Annotated in this window: 15 protein-coding genes; 4 read left to right on the top strand and 11 right to left on the bottom strand. The window is 60.4% G+C overall.

From position 1 onward, the window contains the following. Positions 1 to 26: 26 nt before the first annotated feature. Together motB and motA are read right to left on the bottom strand one after the other, a co-directional pair. Complete coding sequence (motB, locus tag M5B43_RS15810) at positions 27 to 1,055, bottom strand: flagellar motor protein MotB (RefSeq protein ID WP_248750977.1); 1,029 nt, start codon at positions 1,053 to 1,055, stop codon at positions 27 to 29. Between the two features lie 3 nt (positions 1,056 to 1,058). Further along, entirely contained in the window at positions 1,059 to 1,910 is an 852-nt protein-coding gene (gene motA, locus M5B43_RS15805; RefSeq protein ID WP_248750976.1) for a flagellar motor stator protein MotA, read from the bottom strand. A gap of 166 nt (positions 1,911 to 2,076) precedes the next feature. Here motA and M5B43_RS15800 point away from each other — a divergent pair, with 166 nt between their 5' ends. The 3 genes from M5B43_RS15800 to asd are packed head-to-tail and all read left to right on the top strand — an operon-like array spanning position 2,077 to position 5,362. Beyond that, positions 2,077 to 3,612, top strand: a complete 1,536-nt coding sequence (locus M5B43_RS15800; RefSeq protein ID WP_248750975.1) for an HDOD domain-containing protein — start codon at positions 2,077 to 2,079, stop codon at positions 3,610 to 3,612. 57 nt (positions 3,613 to 3,669) lie between these two features. Continuing rightward, positions 3,670 to 4,485 carry a rhodanese-like domain-containing protein gene (locus tag M5B43_RS15795; protein ID WP_248750974.1) on the top strand — a complete coding sequence of 272 codons (816 nt, stop codon included), beginning with the start codon at positions 3,670 to 3,672 and terminating at the stop codon, positions 4,483 to 4,485. A gap of 16 nt (positions 4,486 to 4,501) precedes the next feature. Continuing rightward, positions 4,502 to 5,362 (top strand): archaetidylserine decarboxylase, encoded by an 861-nt coding sequence (asd, locus tag M5B43_RS15790; RefSeq protein WP_248750973.1) that lies wholly within the window; start codon positions 4,502 to 4,504, stop codon positions 5,360 to 5,362. Between the two features lie 835 nt (positions 5,363 to 6,197). Here the strand turns inward: asd and serB are convergent. Further along, positions 6,198 to 7,412 carry a phosphoserine phosphatase SerB gene (gene serB / locus M5B43_RS15785; protein ID WP_248750972.1) on the bottom strand — a complete coding sequence of 405 codons (1,215 nt, stop codon included), beginning with the start codon at positions 7,410 to 7,412 and terminating at the stop codon, positions 6,198 to 6,200. Between the two features lie 133 nt (positions 7,413 to 7,545). Here serB and M5B43_RS15780 point away from each other — a divergent pair, with 133 nt between their 5' ends. After that, positions 7,546 to 9,075: a histidine kinase gene (locus M5B43_RS15780; protein WP_248750971.1), complete on the top strand. Its 1,530-nt coding sequence runs from the start codon at positions 7,546 to 7,548 to the stop codon at positions 9,073 to 9,075. 173 nt (positions 9,076 to 9,248) lie between these two features. On the opposite strand, the gene M5B43_RS15775 is transcribed toward M5B43_RS15780, so the two are convergent. From M5B43_RS15775 to M5B43_RS15740, 8 genes are all read right to left on the bottom strand, one after another. After that, positions 9,249 to 9,959 carry an ABC-type transport auxiliary lipoprotein family protein gene (locus M5B43_RS15775; protein WP_248750970.1) on the bottom strand — a complete coding sequence of 237 codons (711 nt, stop codon included), beginning with the start codon at positions 9,957 to 9,959 and terminating at the stop codon, positions 9,249 to 9,251. 173 nt (positions 9,960 to 10,132) lie between these two features. Then, the gene (parC, locus tag M5B43_RS15770) at positions 10,133 to 12,397 is read right to left on the bottom strand and encodes a DNA topoisomerase IV subunit A (RefSeq protein WP_248750969.1); all 2,265 of its coding nucleotides are present in this window, start codon (positions 12,395 to 12,397) and stop codon (positions 10,133 to 10,135) included. Positions 12,398 to 12,470: 73 nt separating this feature from the next. Further along, a complete protein-coding gene (locus M5B43_RS15765; RefSeq protein ID WP_248750968.1) occupies positions 12,471 to 13,466 on the bottom strand; it encodes an esterase-like activity of phytase family protein in 996 nt (331 codons plus the stop codon). Then, a complete protein-coding gene (parE, locus tag M5B43_RS15760) occupies positions 13,466 to 15,370 on the bottom strand; it encodes a DNA topoisomerase IV subunit B (protein ID WP_248750967.1) in 1,905 nt (634 codons plus the stop codon). The genes M5B43_RS15765 and parE overlap by 1 nt, the downstream gene beginning before the upstream one ends. A gap of 54 nt (positions 15,371 to 15,424) precedes the next feature. After that, complete coding sequence (locus M5B43_RS15755; protein ID WP_248750966.1) at positions 15,425 to 16,033, bottom strand: YqiA/YcfP family alpha/beta fold hydrolase; 609 nt, start codon at positions 16,031 to 16,033, stop codon at positions 15,425 to 15,427. Positions 16,034 to 16,217: 184 nt separating this feature from the next. Further along, a complete protein-coding gene (gene cpdA, locus M5B43_RS15750) occupies positions 16,218 to 17,033 on the bottom strand; it encodes a 3',5'-cyclic-AMP phosphodiesterase (protein ID WP_248750965.1) in 816 nt (271 codons plus the stop codon). A 99-nt stretch (positions 17,034 to 17,132) separates the two neighbouring features. Beyond that, entirely contained in the window at positions 17,133 to 17,582 is a 450-nt protein-coding gene (locus tag M5B43_RS15745) for a DUF1249 domain-containing protein (RefSeq protein WP_034117421.1), read from the bottom strand. After that, on the bottom strand, positions 17,573 to 18,190 hold the full coding sequence (locus tag M5B43_RS15740; RefSeq protein ID WP_248750964.1) for an NUDIX domain-containing protein: 618 nt from the start codon (positions 18,188 to 18,190) through the stop codon (positions 17,573 to 17,575). Before M5B43_RS15740 ends, M5B43_RS15745 begins: the two co-directional genes overlap by 10 nt. Between the last annotated feature and the right edge of the window lie 171 nt (positions 18,191 to 18,361).

Genomic DNA, 18,361 nt, shown 5'->3' with positions numbered 1-18,361 from the left:
ATGATCGCGGCCTTTTGCATAAAGGGTTACGACCCAGGTGCCGGAGCAGGCGCCGTAGGGTCCTTCACTCCCCCGTCATCAAACAGGTTCAGCTTCTGTCGCAGCTCATGGGCCGGCAGCGGTTCCTGCCCTGGCGGGATGGCGTTCGGATCAGCCGGCACTTCGCCTGGCGCCCCCCCTCCCTGGGTCGGTACCACCGGCGCCGCACCTTGGTCACCCTCGATCGCGCGCTGGGCCTTTTTGGTCAGCACGACAATATCGATGCGACGGTTGATCGGGTTGAAAGGATCTTTGGCATCGAACAATTGCGAGGAAGCAAACCCGACCACGCGTGCCACTTGCGCATCCGGATAGCTGCCCGCTACCAGCGCACGGCGGGCGGCGTTGGCGCGGTTGGCCGAGAGTTCCCAGTTGCCGAAGTCACCCTGGCCCGCATACGGCTTGGCATCGGTGTGGCCACTGATGCTGATCTTGTTCGGCACGGCTTTGATGGTGTCAGCCATGGCCAGCAGGATGTCTTCAAAGTAAGGCTTCAAGCGCGCACTGCCGGAGTCGAACATCGGCCGATTGGCAGCGTCGGTGATCTGGATGCGCAAGCCTTCCGGGGTGATTTCGAAGGAGATCTGATCCTTGAATTTCAGCAACTGCGGATTTTCTTCAACCTTGGTCTGCAGTTCCTGTAGCAACAACTCAAGGCGCTCTTTCTCGACCTGCTCGGCCATGCTCTCGACGGTGTCGCGCTCGATCGGAATGTTTTCCTGCGGCGACTCGGTCTTGACCTCGGGATTGATGGTGCGCTCAGGTGCCAGTTGCGGCGAGCCGCCCAGGTCGATCACAAAGGGCGTGCCACTTTCCGAGAAGCCAATCGGGTCTTTGAAGTAACCGGCGATGGCGATCTTCTGTTCGGGCGTCGCGGTGGACATCAGCCACAGCACCAGGAAGAACGCCATCATCGCCGTCGCAAAGTCGGCGAAGGCGATTTTCCAGGCGCCGCCATGGTGCCCCGCAGCGAAGCGCTTGACGCGCTTGATGATTATCGGCTGGTTGTTTTCCATGGCTTAACGACCGCGAACCGCTTGTTCCAGCTCGGAGAAACTTGGGCGATGCTTGGGGTACAACACTTTGCGACCGAACTCCACGGCCAGCGACGGTGGCATGCCCGACGCCGAGGCCACCAGGCACGCCTTGATCGCTTCGTAGAGGTTGACCTCTTCCTTGGCATCGTGGGCCAGGGAGGTGGCAAGCGGGCCGAAGAAACCGTAGGCCGCCAGAATACCGAAGAAGGTACCGACCAGCGCCGCACCCACGTGCATACCGATGGCCTTCTGGTCACCCTCACCCAGGGATGCCATGGTCACCACGATACCGAGTACCGCTGCCACAATACCGAAACCGGGCATGCCGTCAGCGACGCCGGTCACGGCGTGGGAGGGATGTTCCAGCTCTTCTTTAAGACTGAACAGCTCCATGTCGAACAAGCCCTCCAGCTCGTGGGGAGCCATGTTGCCGGAAGACATGATGCGCAAGTAATCACAGATATAGGCGGTCATGCGCTCATCTTTGAGCACGGCCGGGTACTTGGCGAAGATCGGGCTGGCGGCCGCATCCTCGATGTCGCCTTCGATGGCCATCATGCCTTCACGGCGGCTCTTGTTGAGAATCTCGTAGATCAGCCCCAGCACTTCCAAATAGAAGGTATGGGAGAAGCGCGAACTGAACATGCCCAACGACTTCTTGATCACGTGCATGGTCATGTAGCCGGGGTTGGCTTGCAAGAATGCGCCAAACGCGGCACCGCCGATAATCAGCACTTCGAAAGGCTGGATCAACGCGGCAATTTTACCGTGGGACAAGACGTACCCACCGAGCACGCTTGCGATGACGACGATGATGCCGATAATTTTAGCCATAGGGGATGAGTACTTGCGCCGTCGGGTTCATGGACATATTGGGTGCTGCGGAAAACTCTTGTTCTACTTATCGGCAAAACTGCGCCAGACTATAGCCCGTTAAGGCGAAAAGCCAATTCGGCCCGTTCCGGGCGTGTTGAATGCAAGTGATGATCGCGCCCCAATCATGGCTAATGAAACGACAGTCCCAAGTGCAAAACCCACCACCCTCGCCGCTTGGATCAAGCGCCTGGACGAGGTACGGCTGCCCGTCCCCCAAGCCAGCCATGAGCGTGTCTGTAAAGCCATCCGCGACAGCCGCAGTTCATTAAGAGACATTGCCGAGCTGATGCAAAACAGCCCGGCCCTGGTGCTCAGCGTCATGCGCGAGGCCAACAGCCATACCCACGGCAGCCTGGCGGAGCCCGCGGAAAACCTCGAAGTGGCGCTTAACCGCCTGGGCCTGAAACGTGCCGAGGAACTCCTGGCGCGCCTGCCTTCGGTGCCGGCGAATGAAATCCCCGTGGCGTTGCGCCAACTGCTGCTGGTCAGCCAGCACGCCTCCCAGCAGGCCAACGGTTTGTTCGGCAGCCGCCTGGCGCGATTGTGGCAAGACATTCACTGGGGCAGCTTGCTGTTTCTGTCACCGCTGTGGCCGATGGCCGTCGCGTACCCCAAGCTCCTGGAAGAATGGGAGCTGCGGGTGATCCACAAAGGCCAGCCGGCGCGCCAGGTCGAGCAGGAATTGTTCGGCGTTCGGCTGCTGGACCTGTGCCTGGCACTGACCGAAACCTGGCACCTGCCGATCTGGGTATCACAGGGCTACAACCTGCTGCTGACCGAACAACGCCTACTGGTCAAGGCCCTGCATATCGCCCGCGCCGACGATATGCTGCGCCACCAGCAATTGCTCGACGCCGAACCCAACCTGCGTCGCTGGCTGAACCAGCCGGCCAACACCGTACTGCTGGCCAATGGCCTGGCGATGTCGGCCCAAGAGTCCTGGACCTGCCCGCACACGGAGCGCTGGCAATACCTCACCGCCCTGTACCTGCAAGAACCGATGAGCGATGTGCAACAGCAGGTTCACCAGCAAGCGGTGACCAGCGCCCGCACCACCTTGATGCCCGACCTCTGGCATCCGGCGCTGTCGCTGATCTGGCCATGGCATGTACAGAAGGTTCATCGCGGCCTGTTGCCCGCACCACCGCCCACCGCCGAAGCACTGGCCGTGTGGCGCAAGCGTTGTACCGAGCTGCTGGTAGAGCCAAGCCGCTTTGCCAACGCCATGCACCTGACCACCTGTGCCAAAGAAGCCCTGGTTGCCAGTGGCATGCAGCGAGTCTTGCTGTTCATGGCGGATCGCGCCTTGAGTACCTTGCGCGTGCACCAAGCCGACGGTTTGCCGAAGGACGCCGCACACTTGAGCCTGGATGTGGTCAACAGCACACTGCTGCAGCGCCTGCTGGAAAAGTCCGCCCAGATACGCCTGACGCCGGACAACCATGCGCAGTTCTCCGCGCTGCTGCCACCGATCCTGCGCCGCCTGTTTACCGGCGAGCACTTGCTGTTGCGCTCATTGAGTTGCAACGGTCGCGTGGTGATGCTGATAGTGGCGGACCAAGGCGGCGGGCCGTTCTCGGAAACCACCGTGCAGGCGTTCGGTAAAACCGCTCAATGCATCGAAAAAGCGCTGCACAGCTTTACCAACCGCAGCGCCTGACGCTTGCGCTACAATCGCCCTCTTTTATCGCCAACATTTGTGCCCAGGAGACCTCACATGCCTGACTTCTCTGGCTTGCCGCTGGTGATCGAATCCAGCGACCTGCTTGGTCGCCTTGATGCCGAACACCTGATTCTGGTGGACCTCACCAGTGTCGCCCGCTACGCCGAAGGGCATATCCCCGGCGCGCATTTCGTTGACCCCAAGCGCACCCAACTGGGCCTGCCGCCCGCACCCGGCCTGCTGCCCCACAAGGCCGACCTCGAGAAGCTCTTCGGCGAACTGGGCCACACCCCTGACGCCACCTACGTGGTCTACGACGACGAAGGCGGCGGCTGGGCCGGGCGTTTTATCTGGCTGCTCGACGTGATCGGCCACTCGAAATATCACTATCTCGATGGTGGCCTGTTGGCGTGGCTGGATGGCCAGCACCCGGTTTCTACCGTGGTGCCCGCGGCCGTCGGCGGCCCGGTCAGCCTGACTTTGCACGACGGCCCTACCGCCACCCGCGAATACCTGCAAAGCCGCCTGGGCGCTGCCGACCTGGGTATCTGGGATGCACGCGGCCCACTGGAGTACTCCGGTGAAAAAGTGCTCGCAGCCAAGGGTGGCCACATCCCCGGCGCGGTGAATTTCGAATGGACCGCCGGCATGGACAAGGCGCGCAACCTGCGCATCCGCCGTGACATGCCGAAAATCCTCGAAGACCTCGGTTTGACCCGCGACAAAGAAATCATCACCCACTGCCAGACTCACCACCGCTCTGGCTTCACCTACCTGGTGGCCAAGGCGCTCGGTTATCCGCGAGTCAAAGGTTATGCCGGTTCCTGGGGCGAATGGGGCAACCACCCCGACACCCCCGTTGAGATTTAAGGTTTAAGGACACTTAATGAAAAAGCAGTTGTTTATCCTCAGCCAGTACTTACTGCCGCACCACTTGCTGTCGCGCCTGGCCGGCTGCATTGCCGAATGCCGCGTGCGCTGGTTCAAAAACGCCTTCACCACCTGGTTCGCCAAGCGCTACCAAGTGGACATGTCCCAGGCCCTGGTTGAAGACGTGACCGCTTACGAGCACTTCAACGCCTTCTTCACCCGCGCCTTGAAAGACGGTGCGCGCCCGCTGGATCAAACCCCAGGTGCGGTGCTGAGCCCAGCCGATGGTGCTGTCAGCCAGCTTGGCCCGATCGAGCATGGCCGTATATTCCAGGCCAAGGGTCATAGCTTCAGCGTGCTGGAGTTGCTGGGTGGCGACGCGGCCATGGCTGCGCCGTTCATGGGCGGTGATTTCGCCACGATTTACCTGTCACCGAAGGACTACCACCGCGTGCACATGCCGTTGGCCGGTACGCTGCGCGAGATGGTGTATGTGCCAGGCCGGATTTTTTCGGTCAACCAGACCACGGCCGAAAATGTGCCGGAGCTGTTTGCTCGTAACGAACGCGTTGTCTGCCTGTTCGACACCGAACGCGGCCCGATGGCTGTGGTATTGGTGGGCGCGATGATCGTGGCGTCGATTGAAACCGTGTGGGCAGGCTTGGTGACACCCCCGAAACGCGAGCTGAAAACCTTCCGTTACGACGAAGCGGCGCGCGCGCCGATTCACTTGGAGAAAGGTGCTGAGCTGGGTCGCTTCAAGCTGGGCTCGACCGCCATTGTGCTGTTCGGGCCAGACCAAGTGAAGTGGGCAGAAGAATTGGTGGCAGGTACACCGGTGCAAATGGGCCAAGGTATCGCCACCCCTAAAGCCTGATTCAAACAATGTGGAAAAACCAATGTGGGAGGGGGCTTGCTCCCGATAGCGGTGGTTCGGTCATTAATGCATTGACTGAGACCCCGCCATCGGGAGCAAGCCCCCTCCCACTTTTTTGGCTATGTGCCTACAGCTGGAACGGATTACAGCTGACCGTCGCGGTCACGCAAGCCCAGCAGATACAACACACCCTCCAAGCCCAAGGTCGAAATCGCCACCCCTAAAGCCTGATTCAAACAATGTAAAAAACCAATGTGGGAGGGGGCTTGCTCCCGATAGCGGTGGTTCGGTCATTAATGTATTGACTGAGACCCCGCCATCGGGAACAAGCCCCCTCCCACTTTTTTGGCTATGTGCCTACAGCTGGAACGGATTACAGCTGACCGTCGCGGTCGCGCAAGCCCAGCAGATACAACACACCCTCCAAGCCCAAGGTCGAAATCGCCACCCCTAAAGCCTGATTCAAACAATGTGAAAAAACCAATGTGGGAGGGGGCTTGCTCCCGATAGCGGTGGTTCGGTCATTAATGTATTGACTGAGACCCCGCCATCGGGAGCAAGCCCCCTCTCACTTTTTTGGCTATGTGCCTACAGCTGGAACGGATTACAGCTGACCGTCGCGGTCACGCAAGCCCAGCAGATACAACACACCCTCCAAGCCCAAGGTCGAAATCGCCACCCCTAAAGCCTGATTCAAACAATGTGGAAAAACCAATGTGGGAGGGGGCTTGCTCCCGATGGCGGTGGTTCGGTCATTAATGTATTGATTGAGACCCCGCCATCGGGAACAAGCCCCCTCCCACTTTTTTGGCTATGTGCCTACAGCTGGAACGGATTACAGCTGACCGTCGCGGTCACGCAAGCCCAGCAGATACAACACACCATCCAAGCCCAAGGTCGAAATCGCCTGCTTGGCCGACTGCTTGACCAACGGCTTGGCGCGGAACGCCACACCCAACCCGGCAATCGCCAGCATCGGTAAGTCATTGGCGCCGTCGCCGACCGCAATGGTCTGCTCCAGACGCAAGCCTTCCTTATGCGCCAATTCTTTGAGCAGGTCTGCCTTGCGTTGAGCATCGACAATCGGCTCCACCGCCACGCCGGTCACCTTGCCCTCCACCACTTCCAGCTCGTTGGCAAAGACGTAGTCGATGCCCAGCTTGGCCTGCAGTTGCTTGGCAAAATAGGTGAAGCCGCCAGAGAGGATGGCCGTCTTGTAGCCCAGGCGCTTGAGTTCGGCGAACAGGGTTTCGGCGCCTTCGGTCAGCCGTAATGACGCACCGATTGAGTCCAGCACGCTCACGTCCAAGCCCTTGAGCAACGCCAGGCGCTCCTTGAAGCTGGCACGAAAATCCAGTTCACCGGCCATCGCGCGCTCGGTAATCTCGCTGACCTGCTCACCCACGCCGGCCGCTTTGGCCAACTCGTCGATGACTTCGGCCTCGATCAGCGTGGAGTCCATGTCGAACACCGCCAGGCGACGGTTACGACGGAACAGCGAATCTTCCTGGAAGGCAATATCGACATTCAGTTCCTGGGCCACGCTCAGGAATTCGGCGCGTAGCGCTTGCGAATCAGCGGGTTCACCGCGCACGGAGAACTCGATGCAGCCCTTGCCCTTGTCGGCCGGCGTGTCCAATGGCATGCGACCCGACAGACGGTCGATATGGTCGATGTTCAATCCGTATTTCGCGGTGATGGAACTGACACGCTGCAATTGTTCGGCAGTGACCTTGCGGGTAAGCAACGTCACGATATGGCGTTTCTTGCCCTGGCCATCCACCCAATGCTGGTAATCCTCTTCGGACACCGGGGTAAAACGCACCTGCTGATCCAGCTTGTACGCCGTAAACAGGATGTCCTTGAGCACCGAGGACGCCTGTTCAGTGCTCGGGATCTCCACCAGTATCCCGAACGACAGGGTGTCGTGGATCACCGCCTGGCCGATGTCGAGAATGTTCACACCACCCTGGGCCAGCACACCGGTAATGGCTGCGGTGAGACCCGGGCGGTCAACACCGGTGATGTTAATCAGGACAATTTCGCGCAAAGCGCACCCCCAGGCTGGAAAAAAACCGCATTCTACCCACTTTCAGTGACCATCGGGCACAGCCAACGCTTTGCCGGTCATGGGCCTGTCGCTATACTGCGCGTCAACTTCACGGACCAAGAGCCGAGCGCAAGTGAACCGGCCCACGCCAGTAAAAACCGATAACTTCTTCCTGCTGATCTTCCGGGCACTGCGCCACCGCCGTGTACCGATCGCATTACGCATCGCCAGCCATAACGTGATCCTGGTCGCCCTGGCCTTGGTGATCTACGCCTGCGTGATGGGTTTGCAGTTCAAGCAGGCCATGCATGAGCAGGCCGACGCCCTGGGTGCGAGCCTGACGACCCAGACCGCCACCTCGGCGACTGAGTTGCTGGTGTCCAACGACATCCTCAGCCTTAACGTGCTGCTCAACAACCTGACCAAGAACCCGCTGGTCGCCCACGCCGCCATTTATAGCGTGGACAACCGGATCATGGCCGAAGCCGGGCAACGCCCGAAGAACGGCCTGCTGGGTGAGGCCGAGGGCCTGTATCAGAGCAACATTACCTTTCAGGATGTAAAGGCCGGCCAACTGCGTATCAGCCTCGATATGCAGCAGTTCCAGCAGCCGATGACCATCAGCCTGCAAAGCATGGGTATCTTGAGTGCGATCCTGCTGGCCCTGGCCTTGGCATTGAGCCTGCGCCTGGGGCGGCATATCTCCACGCCGCTGATGCAATTGCGCATCTGGCTGCGGGACATCGACGAAAACACCCCGGCCACCGATCGCCAGGACGAAATCGGCGACCTCGCGCGCCAGCTCCACGCCAGCTTCGCCCCGGAGCCTACCGTGCCCGAGGCGAAACCGGAGCCCGAGTACGACGACACCGACTATAACGACGAGCCTGAATTTGAAGTGCGCGATCTGCGCGACCCAGGTTTCGATGAGAGCACCCCGGTGGTGGGTTTGAAGGCGACACCGCGCCATGTGGTCAAGGCCGAAGAAGACGAACTGGACGACGAAGACCCGTTCGCCGACCTGCGCGACACCTCGGCTACCGCTCCCGCCGCTGCGCCGACGCCGGCTCCCGTGAAGAGCACCGAACCCCAGCACAGCGCCGTACTCGCCGTACAACTGGGTGCTCAGGACCAACTGCGCCGCCTGCCCCGCGCCCGCCTGACCGAATTGCTTGAACGCTACCGCGACTGCCTCGACCAGGCTGCCTCGCTCTACCAGAGCGAACTGCATACCCTGAACGATGGCAGCACGCTGATGCTGTTCCACAGCGAAGACAGCGGCGAAGACTACCTGACCAACGCCATCTGCTGTGGCGAGTTGCTGCGCGCACTGGGCCACGCCTTGCAGATTGAAGTGGCCGACAGCGGTATTACCCTGCAACTGCAGCTGGGCTTAACGGTCGGTGATGACCTGTTTGGCATTAGCCAGATTGACTTGCTGCTGACCGAGATCGCCCAGGATGCCCTGGCCTTGTCCCAACACAGCCGCAACTTGCTGCTGGTGGAGCGCAAGATCAGTGAAGACTCGCTGATCCGCCAACGCGCACGCATCCGCCCGATTGCCAGCCCTGAAGGCGCCAGTTGCGTGGAACGGTTGATGGAGCCTTATCCGTCGATGCTGGAGCGACAGTTGGCGCGGATGCATGAGACCCGCAAACCCTGAAGCCCAATGAGGCATTAATGTGGGAGGGGGCTTGCCCCGATGGCAGGGTATCAGTCGGCGTATGCAGTGACTGGTCCATCGCTATCGAGAGCAAGCCCCCTCCCACTTTTGTATCGCGCATAAACAAAAAGGCCCGCTGAGTCAGCGGGCCTTTTGTTTGTGCACCATTGAGGTCAGAACCGGAACACTTCCATATCGGTACGAATCGGCGTAGCCATCGGCATCTTAGGCTTTTGCGGGGCGGCCGGCTTGGTCGGTGCCGGGGCCTGCTTTCGTGGCGCTTCAGCGACCGGCGGCTGGTTAGCCAATGGCTTGAGCGCCACGGACAACTGTTGCGCCAGATGCTGCAGCAATACGCCCTGGGCCTGGACCTGGGACGCGGTGGTGCCGGCATGCTCTTCCTGCAGGTGCACGATACGGTTGTCTCGCACTTGCCCTCGACGGTCGAGCAAGCGCCACTGCGCATCAAGGATTGCCGGCTGCGAGACACCCGAGTCAAGCCGTGTGATGGTCAGCAGCACCTGCACATCCGGGGTAAACCCGGAGGGGCCTGGCGCCAGGACCACACGCTGGCTGTCCAACTGGCCAGCCACCTGGCGCAGCATCAGTTGGTTGATATCGGACGACAAGCTGCCCGCCCAACGACCATCAGTGGAACCTTGGAGGCTGCCGTCGCTCTGACGTTGCAGCAGGGTTTCGCGTTGCAGGTAATCAGCAACGATTACCGGACCCAGCAATACTGCCATGCCAGCTGTTTGTGCTGGCTGCGCTGGACTTCCGCTGTCCAGCTGGTACAGCGACACCGGTTGGTGCGTGCTGCAACCCGCCAACCCCAAAAGGCCAGCGAGCATCAAAAATAGAGGAAGGCGTGGAGCAGTCATCATCCCATCCAGGTGGCTGCCACAAGGCGAACCACAATGTAATACTAAAAATAACCTAAACACGCTCGGCCACGCCGGCGCTGGAAAGGCCATATCATCCGTGAATATGCGCCATGACTCCAGCGCCAAAGCGTCGATCTACGCGTTAAATCGTAGATCGAGCTCTCTAGTCCGCCTTATACGGGCGTTTCCACCAGCAAAGCATCCACTCGCTGGAAGCCCCGCGGCAGTTTGTTACCGCGTCGGCCACGCTCACCCTTGTAGTGTTCAAGGTCGTCAGGGCGCAGCGACAATGTGCGCTTGCCGGCCTGGAGCACCAGGGTAGAGCCTTCCGGGATCACAGCGATGTCGGTCACGAACTCTTCGCGGCTGGCCACACGCTCACCCGGGATACCAATAATCTTGTTGCCCTTGCCCTTGCCCAACTGCGGCAGGTCGCTGATCTTGAACACCAGCAAACGCCCTTCGGTGGTCACCGAGGCCAGCCAATTGCTCTCCCGATCATCCACCGTGCGCGGCAGGATTACCTTGGCATTGTTCGGCAAACTCAACAACGCCTTGCCTGCCTTGTTCTTGGCTTGCAGGTCTTCACCCTTGACCACAAAACCATAACCGGCGTCGGACGCAATGACATACAGCGAATCATCGTCCGGCAGCAGTACGCACTCGAAATTCGCCCCCGGTGGCGGCGTGAGGCGCCCGGTCAACGGCTCGCCCTGCCCACGTGCCGATGGCAGGGTGTGGGCCGGCACCGAATAACTACGCCCCGTGGAGTCGATAAACACCGCAAACTGGTTGGAACGCCCAGCCGCAGCGGTCTTGAAACCATCGCCAGCCTTGTACGAAAGACCTGTAGCATCAATATCATGCCCTTTGGCGGAACGAACCCAACCCTTTTCCGACAGAACGACGGTAATTTTCTCGTTAGGCAGCAGCTCGGTTTCGGTCAGGGCCTTGGCCTCAGCACGCTCGACAATCGGCGAACGGCGATCATCGCCATAGGTTTCAGCATCTTTGATCAGTTCGCTACGCACCAGCTTCTTGAGCTTGGCCTCGCTGCCCAGCAGCGCTTGCAGCTTGGCTTGCTCCTTGAGCAGCGCGTCTTGTTCGTCACGCAGCTTCATTTCTTCCAGTCGCGCCAACTGACGCAAGCGGGTGTCGAGGATGTAGTCGGCCTGGATTTCGCTCAGTTCGAAACGTGCGATCAACTCCGCTTTCGGGTGCTCGGCGGTACGAATGATGTGGATCACTTCGTCGAGGTTGAGGTAAGCAATCAGCAAACCGTCCAACAGATGCAGACGGCGCTCGACCTTGTCGAGACGGAATTGCAGACGACGGCGCACGGTCTGTACGCGGAACTCCAGCCACTCCACCAGCAAGTTGCGCAGGTTCTTCAACTGCGGCTTACCGTCCAGGCCGATGATGTTGACGTTAACCCGGTAACTGGACTCCAGGTCGGTGCTGGCAAATAAATGCTGCATCAGCACTTCATGATCAACCCGGCTATTGGTCGGGATAATCACGATACGGCATGGGTTTTCGTGGTCGGATTCGTCACGCAGGTCGGCAACCTGCGGCAATTTCGACGGTTTGGCCTGCATCAACGCGGCGATCTGCTCCAGTACCTTGGCACCCGAGACCTGATGCGGCAGTGCGGTGACAATAATGTCGCCGTCTTCGACGTGGTACACGGCGCGCATGCGCACCGAGCCCTTGCCGGTTTCGTACATCTTCAGCAGGTCGGCGCGCGGCGTGATGATTTCCGCTTCGGTCGGATAGTCCGGGCCCTGGATATGCTCGCAGAGCTGCTCGACCGTGGCTTTGGGCTCATCCAGCAAGCGTACGCAGGCAGTGGCGACTTCGCGCAGGTTATGGGGCGGAACATCGGTGGCCATGCCAACCGCGATGCCAGTGGTGCCATTGAGCAGGATATTCGGCAAACGTGCCGGCAACACCAGGGGCTCGTCCAGGGTACCGTCAAAGTTCGGCCCCCAGTTCGCGGTGCCCTGGCCCAACTCACTGAGCAGCACTTGCGAATAACGCGACAGGCGCGCCTCGGTATAACGCATGGCCGCGAAGGACTTGGGATCATCCGGCGCACCCCAGTTGCCCTGGCCGTCGACCAGCGTGTAGCGGTAGCTGAACGGCTGGGCCATCAGCACCATGGCTTCATAGCACGCCGAGTCGCCGTGGGGGTGGAACTTACCCAGCACGTCACCGACGGTACGCGCCGACTTCTTGTGCTTGGAATCGGCGTCCAGGCCCAACTCACTCATGGCGTAGATGATGCGCCGTTGCACAGGCTTCAGGCCGTCGCCGATATGCGGCAAGGCACGGTCCATGATCACGTACATGGAGTAGTTGAGGTAGGCATTTTCGGTGAAGTCAGCCAGCGACCGGCGTTCTACGCCATCTAAGCTGTCTGCGAGGATGTCACTCATGCGGGCCTCATCATTGTGGGGTAACGCGCAGCGGAACTGCCGCTGCGCCGGGTCAATTCAAAAAAGCACGGGTTCATGGCTGCGCGCTCCAGCCACCGACCGGGGCGGCGAAGCGATAGACCATAGGGCGTTTCTCACCATCGGCGCGCGGGCCGAAATTGTTGTCAATGCCCACCCATGCTCCGTCAGCCTCCACTACCAGGGCCTCGGCCAGGCCATAGGGCTGGGCATAACGCCGGTTGGGCACCAGGGCCTCTTCGGCAAACGACCAGCACAGCTCGACCTTGGCCGTAACCGTATCGCGCCGGCAGATCTGGAACGCATTGCGCTCCAGGGTAAACAGCTTGCCGTTGAACAGTGCCAGATCGGCAAAATCCTTGGATACAACCTTGGCATTGGTGAACTGTGCCGGCTGTACTTCCTGGCCGGCCTCGCTCAATAACACACAGGGGCCGTCGCAATCCCACACGCTCTGCCCTCGTTTTATCGAGATCAAGCCGCGCCGCTCACGTTCGGCGGCCAGCCAGATCTGATTACCGTCAGGGTTCACCGCCAGGCCCTCGAACAAAGCATTGAAGTGCAGCAACATGCCACTGGCCCGGGCTTCACGCACCATACCCGGGGCGATTTTCAGCCACCCGGGCGCGCCCGTCACCGGCACTTGCAGTACCGCTGCATGAGCTTCGCTGACAATGTAGCGGTTACCAGCGGCATCACAGGTGATGCCTTCAAAATCCAGGTCGCCACCACGAATGAACGAAGCGGCCTTGGTGCGCGAACGCAGCCCCCAAGGCAGCCCAGACTCAGGCACAGGCGGCACGTCGATCTTCAGCGCTTGAGCCTTCCAGGTCGGCGCACTGATATCGAGGCGGTAGATCTGGTCGTCATCGCGGTCGGAAACCGTCCAAAGCGCCTTGCCGCACAAGGCCAGGCCCGACAGGTTACCGCCGCGCATACCCTCCACCGGGTGCTCGGACACCAGCTTGAGTTCAGCCACGGGCGCCGCGGCCACGTCGGTGGCCGCCAACCCGCTCAACATCAGGATCGCCAGGGCGAAACCTGTGCGCATCAGCCCAGAACCTCGGCCAGGTTACCTTTGGACTCCAGCCATGACTTACGATCCGGCGCACGTTTCTTCGCCAACAGCATGTCCATCATTTCCGAGGTAGCGGCGAAGTCTTCCAGCGTCAGTTGCACCAGGCGCCGGGTGTTGGGGTCCATGGTGGTTTCACGCAGTTGCGGTGGGTTCATCTCACCCAAGCCTTTGAATCGCGTGACCTGGGGCTTGCCGCGTTTCTTCTCGGCCACCAGGCGGTCGAGGATGCCATCGCGCTCGGCTTCGTCCAGGGCGTAGAAAATCTCTTTGCCCAGATCGATACGGTACAGCGGCGGCATGGCGACGTAGACGTGACCGGCATCCACCAGCGGGCGGAAGTGCTGGACGAACAGTGCGCACAGCAACGTGGCGATGTGCAAGCCGTCGGAGTCGGCGTCGGCGAGGATGCAGATCTTGCCGTAGCGCAGTTGGCTCATGTCCTCTGCGCCTGGGTCGACACCGATGGCCACGGCGATGTTGTGCACTTCCTGGCTGGCAAGGACTTCGCTGCCGTCGACTTCCCAGGTGTTGAGGATCTTGCCGCGCAACGGCAGGATCGCCTGGAACTCCTTGTCCCGCGCTTGCTTGGCGGAACCGCCGGCGGAGTCACCTTCCACCAGGAACAGTTCGGAACGCATCGGGTCCTGTCCGGCGCAATCGGCCAGTTTGCCAGGCAGTGCCGGGCCCTGGGTGATGCGCTTGCGTTCGACTTTTTTGCTGGCCTTCAAACGACGGCCGGCATTGTTGATCGCCAGTTCCGCCAGGGCCAGGCCCAGTTCCGGATGCTCGTTGAGCCACAGGCTGAAGGCATCCTTGACCACACCGGAGACAAACGCCGCCGCCTCGCGGGACGACAGCCGCTCTTTGGTCTGGCCGGAGAATTGTGGCTCCTGCATCTTCATCGACAGCACGAACGCGATGCGCTCCCACACGTCTTCCGGCGCCAGCTTCACGCCACGCGGCAACAGGCTGCGGTATTCGCAGAATTCACGCATGGCATCCAGCAAGCCTTGGCGCAAACCGTTGACGTGGGTACCGCCCTGGGCAGTGGGGATCAGGTTGACGTAGCTTTCCTGCACGCTGTCGCCCCCCTCGGGCAACCACAGCAGTGCCCAATCGACGGCTTCCTTATTACCGGCCAGGCTGCCGCAGAACGGCTCGTTGGGCAGGCGCTCGAAGTCGCTGACGGAGTCTTCCAGGTAGGAGCGCAAGCCGTCTTCGTAATGCCACTCGACCTTTTCACCGGTGCCTTTGTCTTCAAAACTGACCAGCAGGCCCGGGCACAATACAGCCTTGGCCTTGAGCACGTGCTTGAGGCGGCTGATGGAGAATTTCGGCGAATCGAAGTATTTCGGGTCCGGGGCGAAGTACACGCTGGTGCCGGTGTTGCGCTTGCCAACGGTGCCGACCACTTCCAGGTCGGTGGCTTTATAGCCATCGGCAAAGGTCATCTGGTACTCGTTGCCGTCGCGCTTGACCTTGACTCGCACCTGGGTGGACAGGGCGTTGACCACCGAAATACCCACACCGTGCAAACCACCGGAGAACTGATAGTTCTTGTTGGAGAACTTGCCGCCGGCGTGCAGCTTGGTGAGGATCAGCTCGACGCCCGACACGCCCTCTTCCGGGTGAATGTCCACCGGCATGCCGCGACCATCGTCGGACACTTCCAGGGAATGGTCGGCGTGAAGGATGACTTGTACCGACTTGGCGTGCCCGGCCAAGGCTTCGTCGACGCTGTTGTCGATGACTTCCTGGGCAAGGTGGTTCGGCCGACTGGTGTCGGTGTACATGCCGGGGCGTTTGCGCACCGGGTCGAGGCCCGAGAGGACTTCGATGGCGTCGGCGTTATAAGAGCTAGCGCTGGGAGTGGCCATGGGGTCTCGTCGTGAGTCGTTCGATTAAAAAGTGACCTGGGATTTGCAAGGCGATTACAGTGCCGAGAAATCGAAGGATTGATACTGATCTGCGCCAATGCCGGCAAAGCTCAACATCGCCGGCAGTTGCTGGGCAAACCCTCGGTAACCATGGTCGCCACCGGCCTGGATGCGCAGGGCACAGGCCCGGTAATACTGTTGGGCAAGGCGATAATCCAGGGTTTCATCCCCGGTCTGCAACCACACCTGATAACGCGCGGCATCCTGGGGAGCCGGTACTTCCAGTTCTGCCAGGGCCGTGACGTGGTCGTGGGTCAGTTCCCAGGTTTCATCGGTGTAGAGGTTCTTCTGAGTACCCAGGTAACCGTCGAACATCCGATGCGGGCTGACCGCCGGGTTGACCAGCAGCGCCTTGAGGCCATGGCGCTCGGCAAGATGGGTTGCATAGTAGCCGCCGAGTGAGCTTCCGACCAGCAGCGGCCGCCCCAGCTGCGCAATGGCCTCCTCCAATTGAGGAATTGCCTTACGTGGGTGGTGATGCAGGGCCGGCACACGCAATTGGTCGGCAAGGCCGAGGTTGTCCATCACGGCGATCAACTGGCTGGCCTTGTTGGAAGACGGCGCGCTGTTAAAACCGTGGATATACAGGATCGAAGCGGACATGCCGGGCTCTCCATGCTTACGCCAAAAGGCGCAGTTTACAGGGATCGAGGCCAGGAGTGAGTACACACACTATCTCTGACGCCACAAACCCCATGTGGGAGGGGGCTTGCTCCCGATGGGGGTGGGCCAGCCAGCCAATATATTGCCTGACACTCCGCTATCGGGAGCAAGCCCCCTCTCACATTTAATAGCCGTTGCTGCCGTAGTCGATGGTAAATTCGAAACCTTCGACCCGTTCCACGCCCGTTTCCAACCGTCCGTCGGCATGCAGGCGCAACCAGCGATAACCCGGCGCCTGGTCGCTGACCTGGAAATCCTCGCTGCCCGGCGCGAACTGGATACAGGTGGACGGTGACGCCAACAGCCGCACGCCATTGCGCTCGCAGTCGATCTCTTGGTGAACGTGCCCCCACAACACCGCCCGCACCTGCGGGAAGCGGTCAAGCACGGCAAACAGGGCGTCAGGATTGCGCAGGCCGATAGGCTCCATCCAGGCACAGCCGATAGACACCGGGTGATGGTGCAAGCACACCAGGTGATGCCGGCTCGGTGCTTCACTCAGGGCCTGGGCAAGCCGTTGCAATTGCTGGTCTTGCAGGTACCCAGGCACGGAGCCGGGTACGGCAGAGTCCAGCAGGGTGATGCGCCAGTTGCCGATGTCGACCACCGGCTCGAGTAAATCGCTGTGCACGGCGGCGTGGACCATGATCTGCGGTTCATCATGATTACCCGGGATCCAGCGCGCCGGGGCGTCGATTGACTGGGTCATCTCGCGAAACTGCTGGTAAGACGCCAAGGTGCCATCCTGGGACAGATCGCCCGTGGCCAGCAACAGATCGACCCGAGGCTGTTGCTCGCGCACCAACTCGATCACCCGCTGCAAGCTTTCGCGGGTATTCATGCCCAGCAGCGCGCTGTCTGCCTCGGCAAACAAGTGGCTGTCAGACAGTTGCACCAGCAAGGCGCCAGCGTCGGGGTTTGTGGTGGATACGCTCGGCAAGGCGCTCTCCCAGGGCAATCACAGAAAATGGAGGTTTGGCGCGATTATGCTAGGGCAGGACACAAAGAGGAAACCTGAGGAAGCAGACACAGTTCACATCTACCGCACGACTTCGAACTCATGCCCCAGGGCCAGGCAGTGGCTCAACCATTCACCGAGGAACACATTGAGCTGCGCTTTCTCATCGGGCTGGTGCATGAACACATTCGGGTAAGGATAGATGCTGCGAAAGCGTCGTGCATGTTCGGCGCTGATCACTTCGGCCATCCGCGCGTCGTGGTACACCTGCACTTCCAATTGCGGCACCGGCAGCCACGGCAGGCTGTGCTCCTGGCGTACACGCAGCGTGGTGGTGTACGGGCAGGTGAGGATCACTTCCAGGGTCAGCACGCCAAGCATCTGGTCGCCGTGGGTCACGGCAATACGCCGTGCCTCAGGTGTGTGACGCATATCGGGCAGCAGGCGCATCAGCCGCGCGTAGTTGGCCTCGCAGGCGGCTTGCAGCCCGATCAGGTCAACTCGATAACGTTCCCGTGCCTTTACTGCCATAACCCCCTCACTTCTGCGCGATTAAGCGCAAGCCACTGCAGGGCGATGATGCTGGCTGCATTGGAAATTTTGCCATCGCGTACCGCTTGAAAGGCATCTTCGAATGCCCAGGCCGTCACGCGGATATCTTCTGCCTCTTCTTCCAACCCATGGACGCCACCGGCGCCTGAGCTGTCGCAACGGCCCAGGTACAAGTGGACAAATTCGGTACTGCCGCCGGGCGATGGGAAATATTTCGTGATGGGCCACAGCGCGGAGAATGTCAGCCCAGCTTCCTCCTCGGCTTCGCGGTGTGCAACCTCCTCCGGTTGCTCGTCCTTGTCAATCAGGCCGGCGACCATTTCCACCAGCCAGGGGTTATCGGTACGGCCCATGGCGCCAACGCGGAACTGTTCGATCAGCACCACCTCATCACGTTGCGGGTCATAGGGCAGCACGCACACGGCGTCATGACGAACAAAGACTTCGCGGTTGATCACACGACTCATGCCACCATCGAATTTTTCGTGGCGCAGTTGCACGCGATCAAGCTTGTAGAAGCCCTTGTAGGCATTGTCGTGCTGAACAATCTCGATCTTGTTCGGCGTCGATTTCGCAATGTCCGTCATATTCTTCCTCGTTAAGCCGGTGCAATTCGCGCCATCCTAACGCGCCGTTGCCCCTCGGTGCAGCCCCTTTCCAGTTGCCGGGATAGATGGCGCAGGTCAAACTCACTCTAATCAGCTTAGTGGCGAACTGACGGCTTTGTTCGCAGTCGAAGCGCTACTCTTTTTCGCTTT

It is taken from the genome of Pseudomonas sp. MWU15-20650, from assembly GCF_023242475.1.
In the GTDB taxonomy this organism is placed as follows: domain Bacteria; phylum Pseudomonadota; class Gammaproteobacteria; order Pseudomonadales; family Pseudomonadaceae; genus Aquipseudomonas.
Note: the sequence above shows the minus strand (reverse complement) of the source record. Positions and strands in the feature narration are given on the sequence as shown.

Bases quoted from the DNA above. Each gene is read 5' to 3' on its own strand.
- motA (WP_248750976.1), bottom strand. From the start codon at position 1,910: ATGGCTAAAATTATCGGCATCATCGTCGTCATCGCAAGCGTGCTCGGT.
- motB (WP_248750977.1), bottom strand. From the start codon at position 1,055: ATGGAAAACAACCAGCCGATAATCATCAAGCGCGTCAAGCGCTTCGCT.
- parE (WP_248750967.1), bottom strand. From the start codon at position 15,370: ATGGCCACTCCCAGCGCTAGCTCTTATAACGCCGACGCCATCGAAGTC.
- M5B43_RS15775 (WP_248750970.1), bottom strand. From the start codon at position 9,959: ATGATGACTGCTCCACGCCTTCCTCTATTTTTGATGCTCGCTGGCCTT.
- asd (WP_248750973.1), top strand. From the start codon at position 4,502: ATGAAAAAGCAGTTGTTTATCCTCAGCCAGTACTTACTGCCGCACCAC.
- M5B43_RS15755 (WP_248750966.1), bottom strand. From the start codon at position 16,033: ATGTCCGCTTCGATCCTGTATATCCACGGTTTTAACAGCGCGCCGTCT.
- M5B43_RS15795 (WP_248750974.1), top strand. From the start codon at position 3,670: ATGCCTGACTTCTCTGGCTTGCCGCTGGTGATCGAATCCAGCGACCTG.
- M5B43_RS15745 (WP_034117421.1), bottom strand. From the start codon at position 17,582: ATGGCAGTAAAGGCACGGGAACGTTATCGAGTTGACCTGATCGGGCTG.
- M5B43_RS15800 (WP_248750975.1), top strand. From the start codon at position 2,077: ATGGCTAATGAAACGACAGTCCCAAGTGCAAAACCCACCACCCTCGCC.
- M5B43_RS15765 (WP_248750968.1), bottom strand. From the start codon at position 13,466: ATGCGCACAGGTTTCGCCCTGGCGATCCTGATGTTGAGCGGGTTGGCG.
- M5B43_RS15740 (WP_248750964.1), bottom strand. From the start codon at position 18,190: ATGACGGACATTGCGAAATCGACGCCGAACAAGATCGAGATTGTTCAG.
- parC (WP_248750969.1), bottom strand. From the start codon at position 12,397: ATGAGTGACATCCTCGCAGACAGCTTAGATGGCGTAGAACGCCGGTCG.